This window comes from Planomonospora corallina (assembly GCF_042650625.1).
Lineage (GTDB): Bacteria > Actinomycetota > Actinomycetes > Streptosporangiales > Streptosporangiaceae > Planomonospora_B > Planomonospora_B corallina.
The window spans coordinates 108,518-130,764 of the sequence record NZ_JBHSBM010000025.1 but is presented as its reverse complement, the minus strand read 5'-3'; the positions used below and the strand labels follow the sequence as shown (position 1 = coordinate 130,764).

At 71.8% G+C, this 22,247-nt stretch carries 14 protein-coding genes; 6 read left to right on the top strand and 8 right to left on the bottom strand.

Annotated elements, in window-relative coordinates:
* Positions 1-605: 605 nt before the first annotated feature.
* Together lexA and ACFOWE_RS22615 are read left to right on the top strand one after the other, a co-directional pair.
* Positions 606-1,316 carry a transcriptional repressor LexA gene (lexA, locus tag ACFOWE_RS22620; protein ID WP_377290982.1) on the top strand — a complete coding sequence of 237 codons (711 nt, stop codon included), beginning with the start codon at positions 606-608 and terminating at the stop codon, positions 1,314-1,316.
* 234 nt (positions 1,317-1,550) lie between these two features.
* Positions 1,551-2,717 (top strand): MalY/PatB family protein, encoded by a 1,167-nt coding sequence (locus tag ACFOWE_RS22615; protein WP_377290980.1) that lies wholly within the window; start codon positions 1,551-1,553, stop codon positions 2,715-2,717.
* 125 nt (positions 2,718-2,842) lie between these two features.
* On the opposite strand, the gene ACFOWE_RS22610 is transcribed toward ACFOWE_RS22615, so the two are convergent.
* Both ACFOWE_RS22610 and leuS read right to left on the bottom strand, forming a co-directional pair.
* Positions 2,843-4,006, bottom strand: a complete 1,164-nt coding sequence (locus ACFOWE_RS22610) for a hypothetical protein (RefSeq protein ID WP_377290978.1) — start codon at positions 4,004-4,006, stop codon at positions 2,843-2,845.
* A 56-nt stretch (positions 4,007-4,062) separates the two neighbouring features.
* Positions 4,063-6,549 carry a leucine--tRNA ligase gene (leuS, locus tag ACFOWE_RS22605; RefSeq protein ID WP_377290976.1) on the bottom strand — a complete coding sequence of 829 codons (2,487 nt, stop codon included), beginning with the start codon at positions 6,547-6,549 and terminating at the stop codon, positions 4,063-4,065.
* Between the two features lie 782 nt (positions 6,550-7,331).
* Between leuS and ACFOWE_RS22600 the strand changes: the two genes are divergently transcribed.
* A complete protein-coding gene (locus ACFOWE_RS22600; RefSeq protein WP_377290974.1) occupies positions 7,332-8,810 on the top strand; it encodes a hypothetical protein in 1,479 nt (492 codons plus the stop codon).
* A gap of 19 nt (positions 8,811-8,829) precedes the next feature.
* Here the strand turns inward: ACFOWE_RS22600 and ACFOWE_RS22595 are convergent, their stop codons facing one another.
* From ACFOWE_RS22595 to ACFOWE_RS22585, 3 genes are all read right to left on the bottom strand, one after another.
* Positions 8,830-10,104 carry a cytochrome P450 gene (locus ACFOWE_RS22595; protein ID WP_377290972.1) on the bottom strand — a complete coding sequence of 425 codons (1,275 nt, stop codon included), beginning with the start codon at positions 10,102-10,104 and terminating at the stop codon, positions 8,830-8,832.
* Between the two features lie 111 nt (positions 10,105-10,215).
* Complete coding sequence (locus ACFOWE_RS22590) at positions 10,216-11,493, bottom strand: cytochrome P450 (protein ID WP_377290970.1); 1,278 nt, start codon at positions 11,491-11,493, stop codon at positions 10,216-10,218.
* Positions 11,494-11,667: 174 nt separating this feature from the next.
* Positions 11,668-12,924: a cytochrome P450 gene (locus ACFOWE_RS22585; RefSeq protein WP_377290968.1), complete on the bottom strand. Its 1,257-nt coding sequence runs from the start codon at positions 12,922-12,924 to the stop codon at positions 11,668-11,670.
* 222 nt (positions 12,925-13,146) lie between these two features.
* Between ACFOWE_RS22585 and ACFOWE_RS22580 the strand changes: the two genes are divergently transcribed.
* Both ACFOWE_RS22580 and ACFOWE_RS22575 read left to right on the top strand, forming a co-directional pair.
* The gene (locus tag ACFOWE_RS22580) at positions 13,147-14,682 is read left to right on the top strand and encodes a long-chain-fatty-acid--CoA ligase (protein WP_377290966.1); all 1,536 of its coding nucleotides are present in this window, start codon (positions 13,147-13,149) and stop codon (positions 14,680-14,682) included.
* A gap of 51 nt (positions 14,683-14,733) precedes the next feature.
* On the top strand, positions 14,734-16,197 hold the full coding sequence (locus ACFOWE_RS22575; RefSeq protein ID WP_377290964.1) for a diguanylate cyclase domain-containing protein: 1,464 nt from the start codon (positions 14,734-14,736) through the stop codon (positions 16,195-16,197).
* 94 nt (positions 16,198-16,291) lie between these two features.
* On the opposite strand, the gene ACFOWE_RS22570 is transcribed toward ACFOWE_RS22575, so the two are convergent.
* From ACFOWE_RS22570 to ACFOWE_RS22560, 3 genes are all read right to left on the bottom strand, one after another.
* Positions 16,292-17,551, bottom strand: a complete 1,260-nt coding sequence (locus tag ACFOWE_RS22570; protein ID WP_377290962.1) for a class I SAM-dependent methyltransferase — start codon at positions 17,549-17,551, stop codon at positions 16,292-16,294.
* A 13-nt stretch (positions 17,552-17,564) separates the two neighbouring features.
* Positions 17,565-18,914 (bottom strand): FAD-binding protein, encoded by a 1,350-nt coding sequence (locus tag ACFOWE_RS22565; protein WP_377291339.1) that lies wholly within the window; start codon positions 18,912-18,914, stop codon positions 17,565-17,567.
* Positions 18,915-19,072: 158 nt separating this feature from the next.
* Positions 19,073-20,836: a serine/threonine-protein kinase gene (locus ACFOWE_RS22560; protein WP_377290960.1), complete on the bottom strand. Its 1,764-nt coding sequence runs from the start codon at positions 20,834-20,836 to the stop codon at positions 19,073-19,075.
* Positions 20,837-21,025: 189 nt separating this feature from the next.
* Between ACFOWE_RS22560 and ACFOWE_RS22555 the strand changes: the two genes are divergently transcribed.
* Positions 21,026-22,159: a CaiB/BaiF CoA transferase family protein gene (locus ACFOWE_RS22555; RefSeq protein ID WP_377290958.1), complete on the top strand. Its 1,134-nt coding sequence runs from the start codon at positions 21,026-21,028 to the stop codon at positions 22,157-22,159.
* Positions 22,160-22,247 lie beyond the last annotated feature (88 nt).

Here is a 22,247-nt window from a genome sequence, read left to right as displayed (position 1 = left end):
TCCTTCGCGCCTCGAGCGCCTCGGACGCCCTGAGCCCTCCCGACGCCTCGAACGGCGCCCCGGACACCTCCGGTTCCACTGACGTTCCCGGCGTCCCCGGCGCTCCGCGCCGGCCCCTGGCGCCTTCCTCCGGAGCGGGGAGCGTCGCGCATCGCCCCGGACCGCCCTCCCTCCAGCACCCGCAGGCGCGGCCGCCCGGGCTCCGGCCGTCCTTCCGGCCCGGGCCACCGCCCCCACCCCCCCGCCCGGTCGGGGGTCTTCGCCCACCCCACCGCCTGGTCGGGCGTCCGCGCCCGCCCCGCCCGCTCGGGAACCCAGGCCCGCCCGACCCCCTGCTCCGATGCCCGTGCCCGCCCGGCCGCCCGCCGGGATCGCCGCTCCTGCCCGGTCGTCCTCACACGCTCCCCCCTCCCCGCGCCCGGACCCGGGCAGCGGAAAGATCGGCGAATCGAACACGATGTCGATCGAACTCCCGTACGATGTTGTACACCACGCCGTCGAGGATTTCGAGGAAGACTCGAACAATTGTTTGAAGATGATCTTCGACAGGAGTACGGTCGCTGTGTGCGACACGAGGAATACGGAACGGGAGGCGAGGAGATCGCATGAGCGAGCGCAATGAGAACGGCGCGGCCCCCAGTGACCTGGCGGTGCGCAGGCGTGACTCCCTCGGCCTCACCCCCAGGCAGCGCAAGATCCTTGAGGTGATCCGCGACTCCGTGCAGCAGCGCGGCTATCCGCCCTCGATGCGTGAGATCGGCGAGGCGGTGCAGCTCACCAGCACCTCCAGCGTGTCCCACCAGTTGACGGCGTTGCAGCGCAAGGGCTACCTGAGGCGTGACCCGCACCGGCCCCGCGCGCTGGAGGTCCGCCTGCCCGGTGAGCCCGTGCTGTGGGTGGACCCCGACGCGGGGAGCGACGAGACGCCGGTCAGCCGTCCCACCGCCTCCTACGTCCCCCTCGTGGGCCGGATCGCCGCCGGTGGCCCCATCCTCGCCGAGGAGAGCATCGAGGACGTCTTCGCCCTGCCCAAGCAGCTGGTCGGCGAGGGCACGCTCTTCCTGCTCCAGGTGACCGGTGACTCGATGATCGAGGCCGCCATCGCCGACGGCGACTGGGTGGTCGTCCGCCAGCAGCCGGTCGCGGAGAGCGGCGACATCGTGGCGGCGATGATCGACGGCGAGGCCACCGTCAAGACCTTCAAGCGCCGGGACGGCCACGTCTGGCTGGTCCCGCACAACCCGAACTACGACCCGATCCCGGGCGACGAGGCCACCGTCCTCGGCAAGGTCGTGGCGGTCCTCCGCAAGCTCTGAGCCGGCGCGCTCCGGCAGGAGGCGCCGGGGCGGGCGCCGCGTCCCGCCCCGGCGCCGGGCCGGCCATGAGCCGGTCACGAACCGGCGCTTTCGAACCGGCACCGCCGAACTGCCGAACCGATCCCGCGCCATCGGCCCGCCCGGCATCCGCACGGGCCGATGGCCCCACCTCCACCGGCCGCCCGCGGACATCGGCCAGAGCATCGGGCCGCCCACCCCTACTAAGCTGAGGCGGTGAGCGATCTGCCCGATATGAACGATCTGACCCTGGAAGACCTGACCACTCGGGACGGAGCGAAGTGGTCCCTGGCGGGACCCGGGGTGATTCCGGCGTGGGTCGCGGACATGGACTTCCCGGTTGCTCCCGCCGTGCGGGAGGCCCTGCTCCGCCGGGCCAACGGTGACCTCGGCTATCCCGCCTGGCTCGACCAGCTCGGTGACGGTCCCCTCGCCGGAGCCTTCGCCGAGCGCATGGAGCGGCGGTACGGCTGGCAGGCCGACCCCGGCCACGTGCGCTCCTTCACCGACATCAACCAGGCCCTCCAGGTCGTCCTGCACCTGACCACCCGGCCCGGGGACATGGTCGCCCTGCACGTCCCGGCCTATCCTCCCTTCCTGCAGACACTGGCCGACATGGACCGGCCGCCTCTGCCCGTCCCGATGGAGCCCTCCGGCGACTCCTGGGGCTTCGACCTCGACGCCCTGGCCGCCCGGCTCGCCGAGGGGCGCTGCCGGGTGCTGCTCCTGGTCAACCCGCAGAACCCGACCGGACGCTCGTTCACCCGCGCCGAGCTCACCGGCCTCGCCGAGCTGGCCGAGCGCCACGACCTGCTGGTCGTCTCCGACGAGATCCACGCCGACCTCACCCACGGTCCGGCCGGGCACGTCCCCTTCGCCACGCTGCTGCCCGAGCGGACCGTCACCCTCACCTCCGCCACCAAGGCCTTCAACCTGGGCGGCATCCGCTGCTCGGTGGCGCACCTCGGACCGTCCGCGGTACGCGCGGCCCTGACCGCCCAGCCCCGCCACCTGTACGGCGCGGCCCACGTGTTCGGGGTCGACGCGACCGTCGCGGCCTGGCGGGACGGCGACGGCTGGCTGGAGCGGGCGCGGGCGGTGCTCGATCGCAACCGGCGCCTGGTCGCCGAGCGGCTCCCCGAGGGCGTCGGCTACCGGGTACCCGACGCCACCTATCTGGCCTGGCTGGACTTCAGGACGCTGGGGCTGGGCGAGGACCCGGCCGAGTTCCTGAATCGCGAGGCCCGGGTGATGCTCAGCGCGGGCCCGTCGTTCGGCCCCGGCGGAGAGGGGTTCGCCCGGCTGAACTTCGCCACTTCCGAGCCCGTCCTCTCCGAGATCCTGGACCGCGTCGCCCGGGCGGTGAAGGCCTTCTCGCCGTGACCTCCCCGCCCCGGGCGGGGGTCTCCTCGCTCTGACCTCCCCGGCCGCCGGGCGAGGTCAGAGCGGGGACCTCCTCCGGGCCCTGCCCCGCGACCGCGTCGGCCGGCCGTACGTCCCCGTGGAGGTCAGGGGGTCGATTCGAAGGAGCCGCCGATGTCCGGCAGGGGCGAGGCGGGGTCGGCCGCCGCCTCCAGGTTCCCGTCGGCCAGCATGCGGTGCGCGAGATCCGCCCTGCCTCCCGGGGCGATCCTGAGCGTGGCGCGCAGGGCCGTGAACCCGCCGCTCGCCACCTCGTCGTGCTCGATCGCGTAGGCGTACTTCCCGTACGACTCGCCCTGCAGGGTCTTGGCGGTCGTGGTGAGCCTGCCGGTGAAGGTCTTCTTCACCTCGGCGGCGAAACCGTCCCTCGGCAGCACGCAGACCACGTTGACCGGGGTGTCCTCCGGGAACACCGGACGGCGCAGCCCGACCGCGTAGAGGGCCACCGCCGCGGACTCCTTCTCCCGCAGGATGACCGCGTTGACGAGGTTGCCGCCGAGACAGTCGGCGACGGCGGCGTGCGAGGGGCTGCCGGCCAGGGAGTCCGGCCCGCCGAAGGCCGCGGTGAGCGGGCCCGAGGCCGTTCCCATGGCGATCGTGGAGCCGGTGACGACGACCTTGTTGAGCAGGTTCAGCACCCCGATGTCGCGCAGCCGGTCCACGGATCCGGCCGCGCGGTCCCTGGCGAGCACGAGACCGTCGCGGCCGCCGATCTTCGCGCGTTCGGCGCCCCGCTCGGTCAGTCTCCTCCTGACGGTCCCGGCGTCGACGCCGCCGTCGAGGCGGACGCTCCTGTCCGGCTGGTGGCCGATCGTGATGGCGCGGTCCGCGGCGAAGGGGTCGATGCCCGTCCTCTCCGCCAGCAGGGGCGCGGTGCTCAGATCGCTCATCCCGTAGAGGACGGAGGACGCCCAGGGACCTTCCTCCGCTCCCCGCGCGGTCAGCACACCGAGCTCGCGCCAGTGGCCCGGAGCGCCGTACTCGAAGTACAGGTCGGCGGGTCCGCTGCCGGAGACCGCGGCCATCGCCTCGCGGAGACCCTCGTCCCTGCCGGACGAGGAGCTCCCCGTGCTCTCCTGCCCGTCTCCGGAGGGGGAGGCGGCGGGAGACGGGGCGGTGGAGGGAACGGTGGAGGGAAGACCCGAGGGAGGAGCCGGGGCGGCGGACGGACGGCCCGGAACGGCCTCCCCGCCCGAGCAGCCCGACAGGACCAGCCCTGCCGCCGCGAGGGAGACCGCGATACGTCGCATGCGGGAACTATAGTAGAGGGCGCGCCCAATGGGTGGTTTTGGACGCGCCCCATCCGCTACGGCACGATGTTGACCAGCTTCGGCGCGCGGACGATGACCTTGCGCGGCGCGCCGGTCAGGAAGCCCTGGATCTTCTCCGAGGCCAGCGCCAGCGCCTTCAGGTCGTCCTCGGAGATCTCCGGGGAGACCTCCAGCCGGTCGCGGACCTTGCCGGCGACCTGCACGACGCAGGTGACGGACTCCTCGACCAGCAGGGCCTCCTCGGCCACCGGCCAGCCCGCCCTCACGACCGAGGCCGGGTGCCCCAGACGCTCCCAGCCCTCCTCCGCGACGTACGGCGCGACCAGCGAGAGCATGACCGCCAGGGTCTCGGCGGCCTCCCGGACGGCCGGGTCGGCGGCGCCGGGCCCGGAGTCGATGGCCTTGCGGGCCGCACTCGTCAGCTCCATGATGCGGGCCACCGCCACGTTGAAGCGGTGCGACTCGACCAGCCCGGTGACCTCATGAATGATCTTGTGGACGGTCCTGCGCAGCTCCAGGTTCCCGGTGGAGAGGTCCACGCCGGGGGCGGAGGCCGCGCCCGCCTCCGCCATGACCCGGAAGGCCCGGGCCAGGAACTTCTGGGAGGCGGCGGGCGAGACGTCGGCCCAGTCGATGTCGTCCTCGGGCGGACCGGCGAAGATCATGGTCAGCCGGACGGCGTCCACGCCGAAGGCGTCGATCTGCTGGCCCAGGTCCACACCGTTGCCCAGCGACTTGGACATCGCCTTGCCCTGGTTGATCACCTGGCCCTGGTTGAGCAGGCGGGTGAAGGGCTCGGTGAAGTCGACCATGCCCATGTCGTGCAGGACCTTGGTGAAGAACCGGGAGTACAGCAGGTGCAGGATCGCGTGCTCCACCCCGCCGACGTACTGGTCGATCGGGCCCCACTGGCGGACCTTCTCCACGTCGAACGGGCCGCCCTCGTAGTCCGGGTCCACGTAGCGCAGGTAGTACCACGAGGAGTCGACGAAGGTGTCCATCGTGTCGGTGTCCCGCCGGGCGGGGCCACCGCACTTGGGGCAGGACACCTCGACCCAGTCGGCGGCCGAGGCCAGCGGGGAGATCCCCTTGGGCGCCAGCGCCTCGCCGCGCAGGTCGGGCAGGGTGACCGGGAGCTGCTCGTCCGGGACGGGGACCTCACCACAGTCGACGCAGTGGATGATCGGGATCGGGCAGCCCCAGAAGCGCTGGCGGGACAGCAGCCAGTCGCGCAGCCGGAAGTTGACCGTGGCCTTGCCCGTGCCCCGCTCGCTCAGGATCTCGATGATCCTGCGGATCGCGGAGGTCTTGTCCAGGCCGTCCAAGGGGCCGGAGTTGACCATCACACCGTCGCCGGAGGTCGCCACCCCCGTCTCCCCCGGGTCGGCCATGCCCGTGTGGACCACGACCCGGACCGGCAGGTCGAAGGTGCGGGCGAAGTCCAGGTCGCGCTGGTCGTGCGCGGGCACGGCCATGATGGCGCCGTGGCCGTAGTCGGACAGCACGTAGTCGGCCGCCCAGACCGGCATGCGCTCGCCGTTGACCGGGTTGATCGCGTAGCGGCCCAGGAAGACGCCGGTCTTCTCCTTGTCGGTGGAGAGCCGGTCGATGTCGCTCAGCTTGGCCACCTCGGCCCGATATGCCTCGAAGGCCGCCCGCTGCCCGTCGGAGACGATCTCCTCGGCCAGCGGGGCGTCCGGGGCGACCACGAAGAAGGTCGCGCCGTACAGGGTGTCGGGGCGGGTGGTGTAGACCGTGACCGGCTCGTCGCGGCCCTCGATCACGAAGTCGACGTCGGCGCCCTCGGAGCGGCCGATCCAGTTGCGCTGCATGCTCAGCACGCGCTCGGGCCAGCCGCCCTCCAGCTGCTCCATGTCCTCCAGCAGCCGGTCGGCGTACTCAGTGATCTTGAAGTACCACTGGGTCAGCTCGCGGCGGACCACCTCGGCGCCGCAGCGCTCGCACCTGCCGCCGACGACCTGCTCGTTGGCCAGCACCGTCTGGTCGTTCGGACACCAGTTGACCAGACCGCCCTTGCGGTAGGCCAGCCCGCGCTCGAAGAAGCGCAGGAACAGCCACTGGGTCCACCGGTAGTAGGAGGCGTCGCTGGTGTGCAGCCGGGTCGACCAGTCGAAGGAGACCCCATAGCGCTTGAACGAGGCGGCCTGGGTTTCGATGTTGGCGTAGGTCCACTCGGCGGGGTGGGCGTTGCGCTTGATCGCGGCGTTCTCCGCGGGCAGGCCGAAGGAGTCCCAGCCGACGGGATGCAGGACGTTGTAGCCCTTCTGGACCCAGTAGCGCGCGACGACGTCGCCGATGCCGAACGCCTCGGCGTGCCCCATGTGCAGGTCACCGGAGGGGTAGGAGAACATGTCGAGCATGTAGCGCTTCTCGCGGGTGTCGGCGGGGTCGCCCGAGGCCCGGAACGGGTCCAGCTCCTCCCATCGCCGCTGCCACTTCGCCTGCAGTGCCTGGGGGTCGTAGTGCTGCTCGTCGCGTTGTGTGTCGGCTCGCTCGCTCACGTCTCTTCCCTCGGTGTACGTCTGCGCAGATGACCTGGACCATCCGGCCCCAATAGAAAAACCCTCCGCTCACGCGAAGGGCAGCCGCATCGGCGGGCGCCTGGAACGCGCCCTCGCTCCCGTGTCCGGCGCGGCAGGCCGGACCGCGGAATCTCGCGGGGCGCCCCCTAAGGCAGGGAGAGCCGATGCGGCCCGGTAAGCAGCAGGGCCGCGGCACGCATAGTCCAAGACTATCGCAGTCCGCAAGCGGGGGTCATGGCCGGAAGACGGCACCCGATCATGGTGGAACCGGGACACCGGAGCCGCCCGGGCGGCACAATGGGGGGCGCCCGTCCATCCGGGGCAACCGAGACGCGATGGCGACGGATCTGTTGTGACCTCGTCTGTCCCGGCAGTTTACCCTTTTCACCGTGGCACACTCAGCAGAGCCGGGGCAGGGCCCGGATCCCACGGAGGCGGGTCTGCCTCTGCAGGACCCTCCGACCGATCCCACCGGCCTCCAGTTCAGGGAAGCGTTGTCCCGTTTTCCTGCGAACCCCCCCGCCTCGCGTGAGAACATGCCCAACACACATAATTCGGGCACCCGTGCGGGAGGTAAGGAAGCCATGGCCTCGGATCATTCCAGCCGACCCCCCGTACCCCCGTCATGGGGCCAGACGCCCGAGCCCTCATCCGCCGGCGCGCACGACTCCTCCGGCCCCCGCCTCCCCCGTCCGCAGACCGGCCCGTCCGAGGCCCCGTCCCGTACGGCCTCGATCCCGGGGAACCGCTCGTGGCAGCAGATGTTCGGCACGGACGCCTCCGGTCCGCAGGGAAACGGCGGGCCCCGGCAGGACTCCCCCGCGCGGCCCTCCGCCCCGGCCTCCGGCGGCGGGCGGGACTCGTCCTCCGGCGACGGCGGGCGGGGCCCGTCCTCCGGCGAGGCGGCGCCCTCCTCGTTCTTCACTCCCGCCTGGTCCGACTCGCGGCCGAACTGGACGGCACCCTCCGAGGGTGCCTCCGAGGGTGCCTCCGAGGGTGCGGAGTCCCGGCCGAACTGGGCCGCTCCCGGCCCGGACTCCCGGCCCGGCTGGACCCCGCCGGTCGCGGACGCCGGCCCCGGCGCCCCTTCCGGCCCCGGGGCCGTTCCGGCCGCCGGGCACGACCCGTTCGCGCGGCAGGACCCCTTCACGTCCGGTGACCCCTTCGCCCGGACGGCGACCTTCGGAGCCCCGGCCTCCTTCCCCACCGCCCCCGGCCATGACGCCGGACCCGGACGTGACGCCGCCGGGCCCGGACGCCCGGTGCCCGGGGGACGGCGGCCCGGCCCGCAGCCGGAGCCGTCCGGGCAGGCCGGCGCCGGACAGGGCGGACAGCCCGGGCAGAGCCGGGCGGGCGGCCACCTGAGCCGGGACCCCTCCGACCCCAACCGGCCGTTCGTCACGGCGGGTCAGATCAGCGGGCCGAAGACCCCTCCTCCGGAGCGCCAGCAGGAGCTGTGGAACACCGTCTTCGGTGACAACTACCAGGCGATCGGGGAGGAGGACGAGCTCGCCGGGTCCGGCAGGCCCGTGTGGGTCTTCGCGCTCGCCGGTTCGGCGGTGATCGCGCTCGTCGGCGCGGTGCTGTGGGCGTTCATCGGCGGCCCGCTGGCCTCCAGCGAGGAGGATCCCGCGGCCGCCGCGACCAAGCCCTCGCAGACGGCCAAGCCGAGCCCCACCGCGAAGAAGATCGGCCGCCTGCCGAAGTTCCCCGGTGACGCCTCGCCGGTGGCCGGCGCCCTCACCGACGCCAGGGCCGGGCTCACCCTGCCGCAGCTGGGCGCGCCGTGGCGGCTGGACACCCGCCCGAGCGTGGCCACCACGTACGGCTTCAGCACCCGGCAGTACGTCCTGGCCGGACAGGACCCGGCGGGCAAGCCCGTGGCCGCGCAGCTGATGTCGGGACCGCTCTCGCCCCGGATGCGGAAGTACTACACCTCACCGGAGAACCTCTCCCCGGTGATCAACGCGGTCACGCTCGTGGCGCGTAAGAAGTTCTTCCCCGAGGGCAACACCGCGCGCAAGACGGCCCAGCAGACCCTGTCCGTCGGCGGCCTGCCGGCGCAGCTCGCCGCCTACGAGGTCACCGCGGACCAGCAGAGGACCACCGTGGTCGTGGCGGCCGTGAGCACCGGGGCCGATCTGCCGTCGATCGTCTACATGTCGGTGCCGGACAGCAAGAAGGAGCTGCTGCCGGACATCAACGCCGTCTTCAAGGCGATCCGGACGACGGCGGGCTAGGGACGGACGGCCGGGCGGGCTAGAAGACGCACGGCATGTGCTTGATGCCGTTGATGAAGCTGGAGTAGAGCCGCTGGGGCTCGCCGCCCTCGATGTGCGGGACCCGGCGGAACAGCTCGCGGAACATCACGGTGATCTCCCGGCGGGCCAGGTGGGCGCCCAGGCAGAAGTGCGGCCCCGGCCCGCCGAAGCCCACGTGCGGCCCTTCGGTCCGCAGGACGTCGAACCGGAGCGGGTCGGTGAAGACCGACTCGTCCCGGTTGGCGGACCAGTAGAAGAGGACGACCTTCTCCCCTTTCCGGTAGAGGTTGCCGTTCATCTCGTGGTCGCGGGTCACCTTGCGGCGCATGAAGTTCACCGGCGAGGCCAGCCGGACGATCTCCTCGACCGCCCCGGCGACGCGCCCCTCGAAGTCCTCCATGAGCAGCGCGCGCTGGCCGGGGTTCTCGGTGAACAGGTGCAGACCGTGCGAGATGGCGTTGCGCGTGGTCTCGTTGCCCGCCACGACCAGCAGGATGAAGAACGATCCCAGCTCCTGCCCGGTGAGCCGCTCCCCGTCGATGTTCGCGCACGCCAGGGCCGAGATGAGGTCGTCGGCGGGGTGCCCGGCCCGGTGCGCGGCGAGGTCCTGGACGAGCTGGTTCAGCTCCATGCCCGCCGTCAGCAGGTGCTCCCCGATCGCGGCCGGGTCGCCACCGCCGTACTCGGGGTCGAAGCCGCCGAGGATGCGGTTGGAGCGCTCGAAGACGAAGCCGTAGTCCTTCTCCGGGATGCCCATCATGTCGCAGATGATCTTCAAGGGGAGGCGGGCGGCCACTTCGGTGACGAAGTCGCACCCCGGCCCCTTGACCAGCAGGTCGTCGACGATCCGGGCGGCCGCCGCCTCGACGCCGGCCTCGAAGCGGTTGATCATCTTCGGGGTGAAGGCCCGGGAGACGATCCGCCGCAGCCGCGCGTGCCGGGGATCGTCCATGTTGATCATCGAGCCGAAGTACTCGGCGAACTGCGGCGGCATGTCCGGGATGTTGGTGGCGCCGCCGTCCCCCGAGCAGAAGATCTCGGGTGCGCGGCTCGCCTCCAGGATGTCGGCGTGCCGTACCAGGGCGTGGTAGCCGGGCCCCCTGGGCGCGAAGAAGACCTCCGGCTCGGCGTAGAAGACCGGCCGGTCCAGGCTCCGCAGGAGCGCGAAGGCGTGCTCCCGCTCCCGCATGGGCCTGGCCCAGAAGGTGTGGTCGGACAGGTCTACGTCGGCGACCGAGGTGATCGGCCCGTGCTCGCCCGGCATCACGCTCATACCGCCATCATTGGCGGGCGCGCCCGCTCAGGTCAACGCGCCGTCCGCTCGGGCCGGCGCGCCGTCCGCTCGGGCCGGCGCGTTGCCCGCTCGGGCCGGCGCGTTACCCGCTCAGAAGTCGCAGGTGAGGTGCTTGATGCCGTTGATGAAGCTGGAGCGGAGCCGGTCGGGCTCACCGGCCGCGCGGATCTGCGGGATCCGGGTGAACAGCTCGCGGAACATCACGGTGATCTCCCGGCGGGCCAGGTGGGCGCCCAGGCAGAAGTGCGGCCCCGGCCCCCCGAAGCCCACGTGCGGCCCGTCGGCCCGCAGGACGTCGAACCGGTGGGGGTCGGTGAAGACCGACTCGTCCCGGTTGGCGGACCAATAGAAGAGCAGGACCTTGTCGCCCTCGCGGTAGAGGTGTCCGTTCATCTCGTGGTCGCGGGTGACCGTGCGGCGCATCCAGGTGACCGGCGAGGCCACCCGGACGATCTCCTCGACCGCGCCGCCGACGCGCCCCTCGAAGTCCTCCATGAGCAGCGCGCGCTGGCCGGGGTTCTCGGTGAACAGGTGCAGGCCGTGCGAGATGGCGTTGCGCGTGGTCTCGTTGCCCGCCACGACCAGCAGGATGAAGAACGATCCCAGCTCCTGCATCGTCAGCTTCTCGCCGTCGATGTTGGCGCTGGTCAGCGAGGTGATGAGGTTGTCGCCGCCGGCGTCGGCGAGGGAGACGACCAGGTCCTGCAGGCGCTGTCCCGCGCCGAGGAGCAGCTCGGCCGCGCGGCCGGGGTCCTCCATGAACTCCGGGTCGCCGCCGGACAGGATGATGTTCGATGCCTCGAAGACCGTCTGGTGGTGCTCCTCCGGTATGCCCATCATGTCGCAGATGATCTTCAAGGGGAGGCGGGCGGCCACCTCGGTGACGAAGTCGCACCCCGGCCCCTTGACCAGCAGGTCGTCGACGATCCGGGTGGCCTCGGCCTGGACGTCGGCCTCGAACTGGTTGATCATCTTCGGGGTGAAGGCCCGGGAGACGATCCGCCGCAGCCGCGCGTGCCGGGGATCGTCCATATTGATCATCGAGCCGAAGTACTCGTTGAACTCCACGGGCAGGTCCTGGACGTTCACCGCGCCCCTGCCCGAGCAGAAGACCTCCGCGTTGCGGCTGGCGTCCACGACGTCGGCGTGCCGCACCAGGGCGTGGTAGCCGCGGCCGGGCGGGGCGAAGCTGATCTCCGGCTCCGGGAAGAGGACCGGGCCCGGCTGGGCGCGGAGCAGGGCGAAGGCCGCCTCCCGCTCGGCCATGGGCCGCTCCCAGAACGCCAGGTCGGAAAGGTCGATCTCCGCCAGCGAAACCGTCACGCCAACCTCCACTAGAACCGCGTTCGGTTTCACCGATCCTGCCATATGATCTACGCCCTGACCACCCCGGAGAGCCGTGCGGACCGGCGGATCCGCCCCGCTGGGAGGACGGCGGGGCCGCCGGGCGCCTCCGCGACCCCGGGACCCGTCCGGCCCAGGGCCGCACCCCCGGCCGGGCGGGTCCCCGCGGGCCCCGCAGGGGGGACGCCGCGTGGAGACTCAGACCGTGTACCGCATGTGCTTGATGCCGTTGATGAAGTTGGAGAGCAGATAGGAGGGTTCGCCGGCCGAGCGGATCGCCGGCAGCCGGGTGAACAGCTCCCGGAACATCACGGTGATCTCCCGGCGGGCCAGGTGGGCGCCCAGGCAGTAGTGGGGGCCCGGCCCGCCGAACCCGACGTGCGGGTTGGGATGGCGGGTGATGTCGAAGACGTCGGGATCGGTGAAGACGGACTCGTCCCGGTTGGCGGAGTTGTAGAAGAGCAGGACCTTGTCGCCCCTGCGGTAGTCCGTGCCGTTCATCGAGTGGTCGCGGGTGAGCGTGCGGCGGAACTGGATCACCGGCGTGGAGTAGCGGACGATCTCCTCGACCGCGCCGCCGATGCGCCCCTCGAAGTCCTCCATGAGCAGCGCGCGCTGCTCCGGATGGTCGGTGAGCAGTTTCAGCCCGTGGCTGATGGCGTTGCGGGTGGTCTCGCTCCCGGCGACCACCAGCAGGATGAAGAACGAGCCGAGCTCCTGGGGGGTGAGGGACTCCTCGCCGTTCACCAGCAGGCTGGTCAGGTCGCCGGTGGAGCGGCCCCGGCGCGCCCGGCCGAGCCTGGCGGCCAGGTGGTTGAGCTCCCGGCCGGCGCTCATCAGCTTGACCAGCCCGCGCGCCACGTTCCAGCGCCTGAGCTCGGGCTGGATGCCGGTGTACTCCGGATCGGTGTTGCCGAGGATGATGTTGGTGGCGCGGAGCACCCGGTCGTGGTGCTCCGGCGGGATGCCCATCATGTCGCAGATGACCTGGACCGGCAGCCGGGCGGCGATCCGGGTGACGAAGTCCCCGGGCCCTGCGGCGACCGCCTCGTCCACGATCCGCGTGGCCGCGCGCTGGAGGTCCTCCTCCATCTTGGCCAGGATGCGGGGGGTGAACGCCCGTGACACGATCCGCCGCAGCCGCGCGTGCCGGGGGTCGTCCATGTTGATCATCGAGCCGAAGTAGACGGCCATCCACCTGGGCATGTCGACGATGCTGTTGGCCGTCGGCTCGCTGCTGAAGACACCGGCGTTCCGGCTGGCCTCGGAGACGTCGGCATGCCGCACCAGGGCGTGGTAGCCGGGGCCGCCCCCGATGAAGGGGATCTTGTTCTCCTTGACGAACACGGGCCGGTCCAGCTCGCGGAGCCGCCGGAAGGCGTCCATGCGCTCGGCCTGCGGAAGCGCCCAGAAGGGGATCTCTGAGAGGTCGATATCCGCCACACTCACGGTCATCCATCCAGATTTGTGCAAGTAAGCACTTACGTCAAGGCCGCACCCCTCCCTCACGCGCCGCGGAGACACCGCCCCAGCAAGATCGCCACTTCGTAAGCAGGCTCTTACCTGGGCGTTCTCCCGAGATGCCCACTGTTTTGTGACCTGCCATACCTACCGGTAGGTATGGTCCTCCTGACAGGATGAACAGGTCAGAGCTTGTCCGGACGGAGGATCCAACTCATGCTCAACCTGTCGATCGTGCTGGAGGACAGCGCCCGGGAGTGCCCCGACCGCACCGCCGTGGTCTACGGAGACCTGCGGATTCCGTACTCCCTGCTCAACACCGTCGCGAACCAGGTTGCCAACCTGCTCGTCTCCCGCGGGATCGGCAAGGGCGACAAGGTGGCCCTCGCCTGCCCCAACCTGCCCTACTTCCCCTTCGTGTACTTCGGGATCCTCAAGGCCGGGGCGACCGTGGTGCCGCTCAACATCCTCCTCCAGGGATCGGAGATCGCCTACCACCTCGAGGACTCCGAGGCCAAGGCGCTCTTCTGCTTCGAGGGGCTGCCGGACCTGCCGCTGGGCCGGCGGGGCCGGGAGGGCTTCGAGGCGGCGGCGGGCACCGAGCACTTCTTCGTCCTGCCGGCCACGCCGTTCGCCACCGAGTCGGAGTACGGCGAGACCTTCTGGGCGGCGCTGGACGGCGTCTCCGGCGAGTTCGAGACCGCGCAGACCGCGCCGGACGACACCGCCGTCATCCTCTACACCAGCGGCACCACCGGCCGGCCCAAGGGCGCCGAGCTCACCCACATGAACATGCTGGTGAACGCCATCGTCTCGGACGAGATGTTCCCGCGTTCCGAGGAGGGCGACGCCTACCTGGCGGTGCTCCCGCTCTTCCACTCCTTCGGCCAGACCGTCGTCATGAACGCCGGTCTCCGCCGCCGCGCCACCATCGTGCTGCTGCCGCGCTTCGAGCCGGGCCCCGCGCTGGAGCTGATGCGCAAGGAGGACATCACGCTGTTCGCCGGCGTGCCGACCATGTTCTGGGGCATGCTGACGAAGATCCACGCCGACGGCGACGAGGTGCCCACCTCGCTGAAGGCGGCCGTGTCGGGCGGCGCCGCCGCCCCCGTCGAGGTGCTCAAGGACTTCGAGGCGACCTTCGGCTTCGGCATCCTGGAGGGCTACGGCCTGTCGGAGACCTCCCCGGTGGCCAGCTTCAACCAGCTCGGCAAGCCCACCAAGCCCGGCACCATCGGCACGCCGGTCTGGGGCGTGGAGATGAAGCTCGTCGACAGCGAGTGGAACGCGGTCGAGGGCGAGGGCCCGGGTGAGATCGCGATCCGCGGCCACAACATCATGAAGGGCTACTACAACCGGCCCGAGGCCACGGCCGAGGTCATGAAGGACGGCTGGTTCCGCACCGGCGACATCGCCACCCGGGACGCCGACGGCTACTACACGATCGTCGACCGGGCCAAGGACATGATCATCCGGGGCGGCTTCAACGTCTACCCGCGCGAGCTCGAGGAGGTCCTGATGACCCACCCCGAGGTCTCGCTCGCCGCGGTGGTCGGCGTGCCCCACGACTCGCACGGCGAGGAGATCAAGGCCTACATCATCCGCACCCCCGGGGCCGCCCTCACCGAGGAGCAGCTGATCTCCTGGTCCAAGGAGAACATGGCCTCCTACAAGTACCCGCGCCTCGTGGAGTTCCGCGAGACCCTGCCGATGACCGCCACCGGCAAGATCCTCAAGCGCGAGCTCCGGTAACGGTTCCCGCGGCTTCCTCAGCCCGGCGGCCGTCCTGCCGATGAGTCAGGCATGACGGCCGCCAGATCATGGAGTTTCCTCGTCGCGGCGGTCACGGTAGCGGCCGTGACCGCCGCGACGTACGACCAGACCACAGGGCAGATCCTCTACTTCGCCCTGTACGGAACGACCTGCGCCCTCACCTGGTGGGCGGCGCTGCGACTGGCGGAAGGGCCCGGCCGGCGGCCGTGGCTGCTGATCGCCCTCGCCCAGACGCTCTGGCTCACCGGCGACGTGATCGAGATGGCGTACTTCCTGTTCACCCCGGAGGTGCCCTCGGTCGGGATCAGCGACGCCTTCTGGCTCGGAGGCTATCCCCTGGTCGCCGTGGCCCTGATCCTGATGGCCCGCCGCCGGGCGCCCGGCCGCCTGCGCGGCGCCGTCCTCGACGCGCTGACCCTGTCCACGGTGGCCGTGCTGGCCGCCTGGCAGTTCCTGATCGAGCCGTCCCTCAAGTACGGCCTGGGCGACGCGATCATTCCAGCGCTCTACCCCGTCTGCGACATCGTGGTGCTCGCGGCCGCGCTCTTCCTCGCCCTGTCGCCGGGCGAGCGCGGCGCCCCGACCCGGCTGCTGCTCGCCGCCGTCGGCGCCTACCTCACCGTGGACCTGGGCTACAACGTGCTGCCGCACGTGTTCGAGCGCTGGAGCCTCGACCTGTGGTACGTCCTGGAGCGGCTCGGCGTCGGCCTGCTGGCCGGCCACGCCCTGCTCGTCACGGCCGTGCTGCACCCCGGCCGTGACGAGCTGACCCGTCCCGGCACGGACGTGCGGACACTGCACCCGGCGCGGGTCGTCTTCCTGGGCCTGGCGCTGCTCGGCACGCCGACCCTGGCCCTGCGGTACGCCGGCTTCAGCGGCGAGGAGATCGTGACCATCATCGCCAGCGCGGCCGCCGCGGCGTTCGTGCTGACCCGGTTCACCACCGCGGTCCGCGAGCAGGAGCGCATGCAGGCCCAGCTTGCCTACCAGGCCCGCCACGACCCGCTGACCGGTCTGGCCAACCGCACCGTCCTGCACGACACCCTGGAGTGCGTCCTGCGGGACGGCGGGGCGGGCACCGCGGTCCTCTATCTCGACCTCGACGGTTTCAAGCAGGTCAACGACACCTACGGCCACGAGGCCGGCGACGCCGTCCTGCGCACGGTCGGCGAGCGCCTCACCGCCGCGATCCGGGGCACCGATCTGGCGGCCCGCCTCGGCGGCGACGAGTTCGTCCTGCTGTGCCGGGAGACGACGCACCAGGACGCGGCCCGCCTGGCCGAGCGGGTCCTCGAGGAGGTCTCCGCGCCGGTGCCGTTCGGCGCCCACCGGCTCCACGTCGGCGTCAGCATCGGCGTCGCCGTGCATGAAGGCGACACCGGGGTCTCGGCCACGGGACTCCTGCGCGCGGCCGACGCCGCGATGTACTCGGCCAAGCAGCGGGGCAAGGGCCGCTGGGCCGAGGCCGGCGCCGCCGGGCCGCTGGCCGCCTGACGGCCGGCCCTCGCCCGCAGACGGGCCGCGCCCGCGGGCACCCGCCGTGACGAGCGGGTCCCCGCGGGCGCGGCGTGCCCGGGAGCCTTACGGATCAGGGCCAGTCGCGGGAGGGCCGCAGCGGCATCCCGGAGCGGGCCTCCGCGTCCAGCCTGGTGGCCAGCACCTGGTGGAGCTGGACCTTGTTGCGCTCGAAGCCGACCGCGCAGCCGGCCATGTAGAGCCGCCAGACCCGCGCCGTGCCGCGGCCCACCTCCCGGACGGCCTTCTCCCAGTGCTCGTCGAGGTTGGCGGACCAGTGTTTGAGGGTCAGGGCGTAGTGCTCGCGGAGGTTCTCCTCATGGTGGATCTCGAAGCCGACGTCCTCCATCTCGCGGACCAGGGTGCCCACGGACTCGAGCTCCCCGTCGGGGAAGACGTAGCGGTTGATGAACCCGCCGGCGTTGAAGGTCTTCTCCCTGCCCGTCGGCCGGGTGATGCAGTGGTTGAGCAGGCGCCCGCCGGGGACGAGCTTGCCGTACAGGAAGCGGAAGTAGAACGGGAGACGGTCCCTGCCGATGTGCTCGGTCAGGCCGATCGAGCTGACCGCGTCGAAGCCGCTCTCCGTGACGTCGCGGTAGTCGCTGTGCCGGATCTCCACCAGGTCGCCGAGACCCGCCTCGGCGACGGCCTTCTGCCCCCACTCTGCCTGCTGGCGCGAGAGGGTGACGGCGAGCACCTTGACGCCGTACTCGCGGGCGGCGTGGATCGCCATGCCGCCCCAGCCGCAGCCGACGTCCAGCAGGCGCATGCCCGGCCTCAGGCCCAGCTTCCTGGCCACCAGGTCGAACTTGGCGAACTGCGCCTCCTCCAGAGACGACTCCGCGGTGGGGAAGACCGCGCAGGTGTACGCCATGGAGGGGCCCAGCACCCACTCGTAGAAGGTGTTGGAGACGTCGTAGTGGTGCTGGATCACCTGGGCGTCCCGCTCCTTGGCGTGCCGGCTGCCCAGCCGGGCCAGCACGCTGCGCCGCACCTCCTGGGGAGGAGGCGGGACGATCATCGTCAGCGGCCTGAGCCCGAGGGCCCGCGCCGTGTCGATCTTCTCTCGCAGTGAGATGTCGCCGATGGTCAGGGACCACATCCGTGACAGCAGGGTGTAGATGTCGCCGTGGACGTCGAGGTGGCCTGAGACGTAGGCCCGGGCGAGCCCGAGCTCGCCGGGGGCCTGCGCGAGGTAGGCCACCGCGATGGGGGTCTTGACCTCGATGGTGATGTCGGCGCTTGCGGGGCCGGCCTTGCTGCCGTCGTAGGCGGTGAACCCGATTCCCGCCTCCGGGCCGACGACCCTCTCGAAGATCTCCGCGAGCTTCACAGAAGAAACCTCCCTATCGCCCCCGCACACACTTGTCGTAGAGATCGAGCAGCCGGCCCGACGGGTCGTAGGCCCGTTTGACCGGCCAGTAGGCGTCCCCGTTGTAGAGGCGCCAGAATTCGTCCCGGGGGTAGAACGACGTCGAGTACAGCGACTTGTGCCCCTCCAGCCGATGCACCTCGTGCTCGATCAGCCGGTTGTGGTAACCGTCGAACTGCCCCCGGGGCAGCGGGACGGTCCCCCAGAAGCCGAAGTTCACGTACAGGCGGCCGGGCTCCAGCGGGTAGAGCGGCCACTCGCTCGAGGACCTCAGCGGGCACATCCAGACCGGCGTCATGCCGACCTTCTCGTGGAAGAACTCCAGGAAGTCCGCGCCGCGCTCGACCGGCACCTCGATGTCCTGGATGACCGACTCCTGCACGGGCCGGTCCCGCCACCGGTCGATCCGGGCGGTCACGCCGTACCTGCGGTCCAGGCCGACGAGGCGGCGGTAGACGTCGGAGCGCATCCACCGGCGCGGCATCACCGAGCGCACCAGCGGGTCCTGCACCCCGAAGGCGCGCGAGCACCAGAACCAGTCGGTGTCCCAGCGCCACAGGTAGTCGCGGACGGTCAGCCAGTCGCGGCTCCGCGTCCTGATCGACTGGTAGTAGATCCGCATGCCGGTGTAGTCCGACACGTACGGCGCGCGCTCGGCGAAGCGGCCGAGGGTGATGTAGAGCTCGTCGGGCGCGAAGAAGGTGCCGTCCACGAAGTCGACCGGCTCGCCGTCGTGCTCACCCCGCTCGCAGATCTCGTTCATCGCGAGCATGCACTTGTGGGCGTCGGTGAACTCCAGGTGCGTCAGCCGGACGTACGGCTGGACGGGCTTGAGCCTGATCCGGAGCCGGAGCGCGTAGCCGAGGGTGCCGTAGGAGTTGGGAAAGGCCCGGAACAGGTCGCGGTGCTCGCCCTCGTCCCGGGCGACGACGACGCGGCCGTCGCCGGTGAGGATCTCCATCTCCTCCACCGACTCGTGCGGCAGCCCGTCGCGGAAGCTGGTGGACTCGATGCCGAGCCCGGTCACCGCGCCGCCGAGCGTGATGGTCTTGAGCTGCGGCACGACGTACGGCATGAGCCCGTGCGGGAGCGTGGCGTCGACGAGGCGCTCGTAGGTCGTCATCCCCTGGACCTCGGCGGTCCTGGTGACGGGGTCGACCTCGATGACCTGGTCCAGGTCCCGGGCGGAGAGCCCGGCCGCGCGGGCGCCCTCCCGGAAGCGGAAGAGGTTCGTGGTGCTCTTGGCCAGCCTGGGCGCGGCCCCCGTGGGGATGGCCGCGTAGGACTCCCTGATCTGCTCGACCGCCCGCCGGTGCGCCGACATCGGTGTCGTGGGCGTCACGGGACATCACCCCCAGGCTCTCGACAGGAAAGATCGCCTCTAGCACGTTATCTCTCCGATGTGCACGCGGCCAGGAGGGGTGCGTTAAACGCGCGAAAACTCTTCGGGGAACGGGCAGACCGAAAACCGCCCGGCCGCCGTCACCCCGCGCGGTCCAGCCGGAAGCTGCCGAGCACCCGGCGCATCAGGGCCTGGTGCCTGCTCCACTGGGAGTCCGCGGTGGTCCAGGTGAGCATGACGGCGCTGTCGCCGAGCCCGATGAGGCGCCGCACCTCGTGGTAGCCCGTCCCGGGCGAGGCCCACTCCGCCCCTCCGGCCTCCCTCGCCGTCCAGCCGAACTCCCAGTCCAGCGCCTCGCCGTAGGGGGTGGCGACCTGCCTGGTGCTCTCGCCGGCGATCTCGCTCCACCGTCCGACCTCCGCCTTCAGGTGCTCCTTGACGTCCTCCAGGCCGGTCACCGGGCGCAGCACCTCCACCGACATGTGGGCGTCGCCGGCGGGGCTGAGCCACTGGGTGTACCCGGTCTCGGCGATGTGGTCCGTCTTCCAGCCGGACGGGTACTGGATCGACCACTTCTCCGGGTCGGTTCCGGTCCACTGCCGCGTCTCGGCCCCCGCCGCGGCGGGTCGCGGGCTCCGGGTCGGTGCGGGGGCGGGGGTCGGCGTGGGCGTGGGGGTGGCGGTCCGGGGCCTCTCCCCCGGTCCGGCGGCGGGCGGCACCGGGTCCGGGACGGGCGGCGCGGCGGCGGACCGGTCCGCCTCGGAGATGACCCAGCCGGCCGTGCCCGCGCCGGTCACGAGCACCGCCAGGGTCATGGCCAGCACGATCGGGACGCGTCTGCCGTGCCGCCGCGCGGGCGGGGCCTGTCCGGGGGGCGGCTCGGAAACCGTCCGGTCCGCCCTGTTCCCCGCGCCGTGCCGCCCCGCGCCCTGCGCCGCCGTGCGGTCCGGCGCCGCGTGGTGGTGCGCCGCCGTACGGCCCGGCGCCCCTGCCCGTCCCGGGTGGGCGGCCTGTCCCGCCCGGTGCCCGCCGCCGGAAGGGCCGGCGTGTCCTGCGGGACGGCCGGCCGAGGTGCGGCGCGGCCCGGGCGCCTCGCCGGTCGCCTCCGCCAGCAGCGCGTCCGCCTGCTCGGCGGTGAGCCGGTGCGCGGGCTCGCGGCGGAGCAGCCCGGCCAGCACCTCGCGCATCGCGGGGTGCACCCGGCCGAGGTCGACCTCCTCCGACAGGAGCGCCCCCAGCGTGGCCATCGCGTCACGGCGCTCGAACGGCCCCCGCCCGTCCGTCAGCATCGCGTACAGCGTGGCGCCGAGCGACCACAGGTCCGACCAGGGGCCGGCCTCACCGCCCACGGCCCGCTCCGGCGGGAGGAAGCTCGGCGAGCCGGTGACCATGCCCGTCTGGGTGAGGGAGGCGTCGCCCTCCACGGTGGCGATGCCGAAGTCGGTGAGCACGGCCCGGCCGTCCGGGGTGAGGAGGATGTTGCTCGGCTTGACGTCGCGGTGCATGATCCCCGCCTGGTGGGCGGCCCGCAGCGCCGCCAGCACCTGGCGTCCGATCGACGCGACCTGGCGCACCGGGAGCACGCCGGCCTCGTCCAGGCCCCGGGCCCGCACCAGCTCCATGATGATCCACGGGCGGCCGTCCTCCTCGGCCACGTCGTAGACCGCCACGATGCCGTGGTGGTTGAGCCGGGCCGCCGTCCTGGCCTCACGCGAGGTGCGGGCCAGCTGGCGCTCCTGCTCCGCCGGCGGCAGATGCGGCGGGAGCAGCACCTCCTTGACGGCGACCGGGCGGGCGAGGACCGTGTCGTGCCCCTCCCACACCACGCCCATGCCGCCCCGGCCCAGCTCGCGCACCAGCCGGTAACGCCCCGCGATCATCCGTTCCCCGTGCGGATATGCCATTACGAAGTCTCCCCGTTACCGAACCGACGGCCGCAAGTTTCCCACAGGTGCCGGTCACCGGGTGGGGCGTCTTGCCACGAGGATCCGAATGTTGTTCTACTTGCCCGGGAGAGCACCGCACACGGTCAAGCAATCGCTTGGCAACGCCGCGCCCGGCCGTGGCCGGGGCGCGCACCCGAGGAGTCGCCGATGGAGCAGATGAGCAGGAAAGGGCCGCTGGCCGGAGTCCGCGTACTGGAACTGGCCGGCCTGGCCCCCGGTCCGTTCGCCGGGATGATGCTGGCCGACCACGGCGCCGAGGTGCTGCGGGTCGAGCGGGTCTCCACGGTGGCCGCCGCCGGGGAGGCGCCCCGCCGCGACGTGATGGACCGGGGCAAGCGCACGATCGGCCTGGATCTGAAGTCCCCCGACGGGGTCGCCGCCTTCAAGGAGCTCGCCGCGCACGCGGACGTCGTCATCGAGGTCTTCCGTCCGGGGGTCGCCGAGCGCCTGGGCATCGGCCCGGACGACCTGCACGCCGTCAACCCCCGCCTGGTCTACGGGCGGATGACCGGCTGGGGCCAGGACGGCCCGCTGGCGCCGACCGCCGGGCACGACATCGACTACATCGCGGTCTCCGGCGTCCTGTCGATGCTCGGCCGTGCCGGCGAGAAGCCCACGCCGCCGATCAACATCCTCGGCGACTTCGCCGGCGGCGGGCTGATGCTGGCCTACGGCGTGCTGCTCGCCCTGATCGAGCGGGAGCGGACCGGGCGGGGCCGGGTGATCGACGCCGCCATGGTCGACGGGGCCGCGACACTGTTCGCGATGTTCTACCACGGCGTGCAGTCCGGCTTCTGGGGTCCGCGCGGCACCAACCTGCTCGACACCGGCTCGCCCGTCTACGACACCTACGAGACGGCCGACGGAAAGTATCTGGCGGTCGGCGCGCTGGAGCCGCAGTTCTGGGCGCAGCTGGTCTCGCTCATGGGCCTGACCGACCTGCCCGACCGCGAGGACCGGGCCAACTGGCCCGCCCTGCGCGAGCGGCTGGCCGAGGCGTTCCGGTCGCGGACGCGGGCCGAGTGGGAGGCGGTCTTCGACGGCACGGACGCGTGCGTCTCCCCCGTGCTGGAGATGTCCGAGGCCCCCGGGCACCCGCACAACCGGGCGCGCGGCACGTTCGTCGAGGTCGGGGGGGTGCGGCAGCCCGCCCCGGCGCCCCGGCTGCTGGGCGTGCCCGAGCAGGACCTGTCCCCCGCCACCCGGCTGGCCGACCTGTCGGCCTGGGGCCTGCCGGACGAGACCGCCGCGAAGCTGCGCGAGGCGGGGGTGCTGGCCTAGCCGCACGACGAGCACTCCGGCACCGCCGCGCCCGGGCAAGCCCCACCGGACCGGAGGGCCCGGCGGAGGGCGGTACACCTGCGTCTCA

What these genes read in the sequence shown, in the direction of transcription:
- ACFOWE_RS22595 (WP_377290972.1), bottom strand. Translation starts at nt 10,104, where the DNA reads ATGAGCGTGATGCCGGGCGAGCACGGGCCGATCACCTCGGTCGCCGAC.
- ACFOWE_RS22575 (WP_377290964.1), top strand. Translation starts at nt 14,734, where the DNA reads ATGACGGCCGCCAGATCATGGAGTTTCCTCGTCGCGGCGGTCACGGTA.
- ACFOWE_RS22555 (WP_377290958.1), top strand. Translation starts at nt 21,026, where the DNA reads ATGGAGCAGATGAGCAGGAAAGGGCCGCTGGCCGGAGTCCGCGTACTG.
- ACFOWE_RS22600 (WP_377290974.1), top strand. Translation starts at nt 7,332, where the DNA reads ATGTTCGGCACGGACGCCTCCGGTCCGCAGGGAAACGGCGGGCCCCGG.
- ACFOWE_RS22565 (WP_377291339.1), bottom strand. Translation starts at nt 18,914, where the DNA reads ATGTCGGCGCACCGGCGGGCGGTCGAGCAGATCAGGGAGTCCTACGCG.
- ACFOWE_RS22590 (WP_377290970.1), bottom strand. Translation starts at nt 11,493, where the DNA reads ATGGCAGGATCGGTGAAACCGAACGCGGTTCTAGTGGAGGTTGGCGTG.
- ACFOWE_RS22585 (WP_377290968.1), bottom strand. Translation starts at nt 12,924, where the DNA reads ATGACCGTGAGTGTGGCGGATATCGACCTCTCAGAGATCCCCTTCTGG.
- ACFOWE_RS22560 (WP_377290960.1), bottom strand. Translation starts at nt 20,836, where the DNA reads ATGGCATATCCGCACGGGGAACGGATGATCGCGGGGCGTTACCGGCTG.
- ACFOWE_RS22610 (WP_377290978.1), bottom strand. Translation starts at nt 4,006, where the DNA reads ATGCGACGTATCGCGGTCTCCCTCGCGGCGGCAGGGCTGGTCCTGTCG.
- lexA (WP_377290982.1), top strand. Translation starts at nt 606, where the DNA reads ATGAGCGAGCGCAATGAGAACGGCGCGGCCCCCAGTGACCTGGCGGTG.
- ACFOWE_RS22580 (WP_377290966.1), top strand. Translation starts at nt 13,147, where the DNA reads ATGCTCAACCTGTCGATCGTGCTGGAGGACAGCGCCCGGGAGTGCCCC.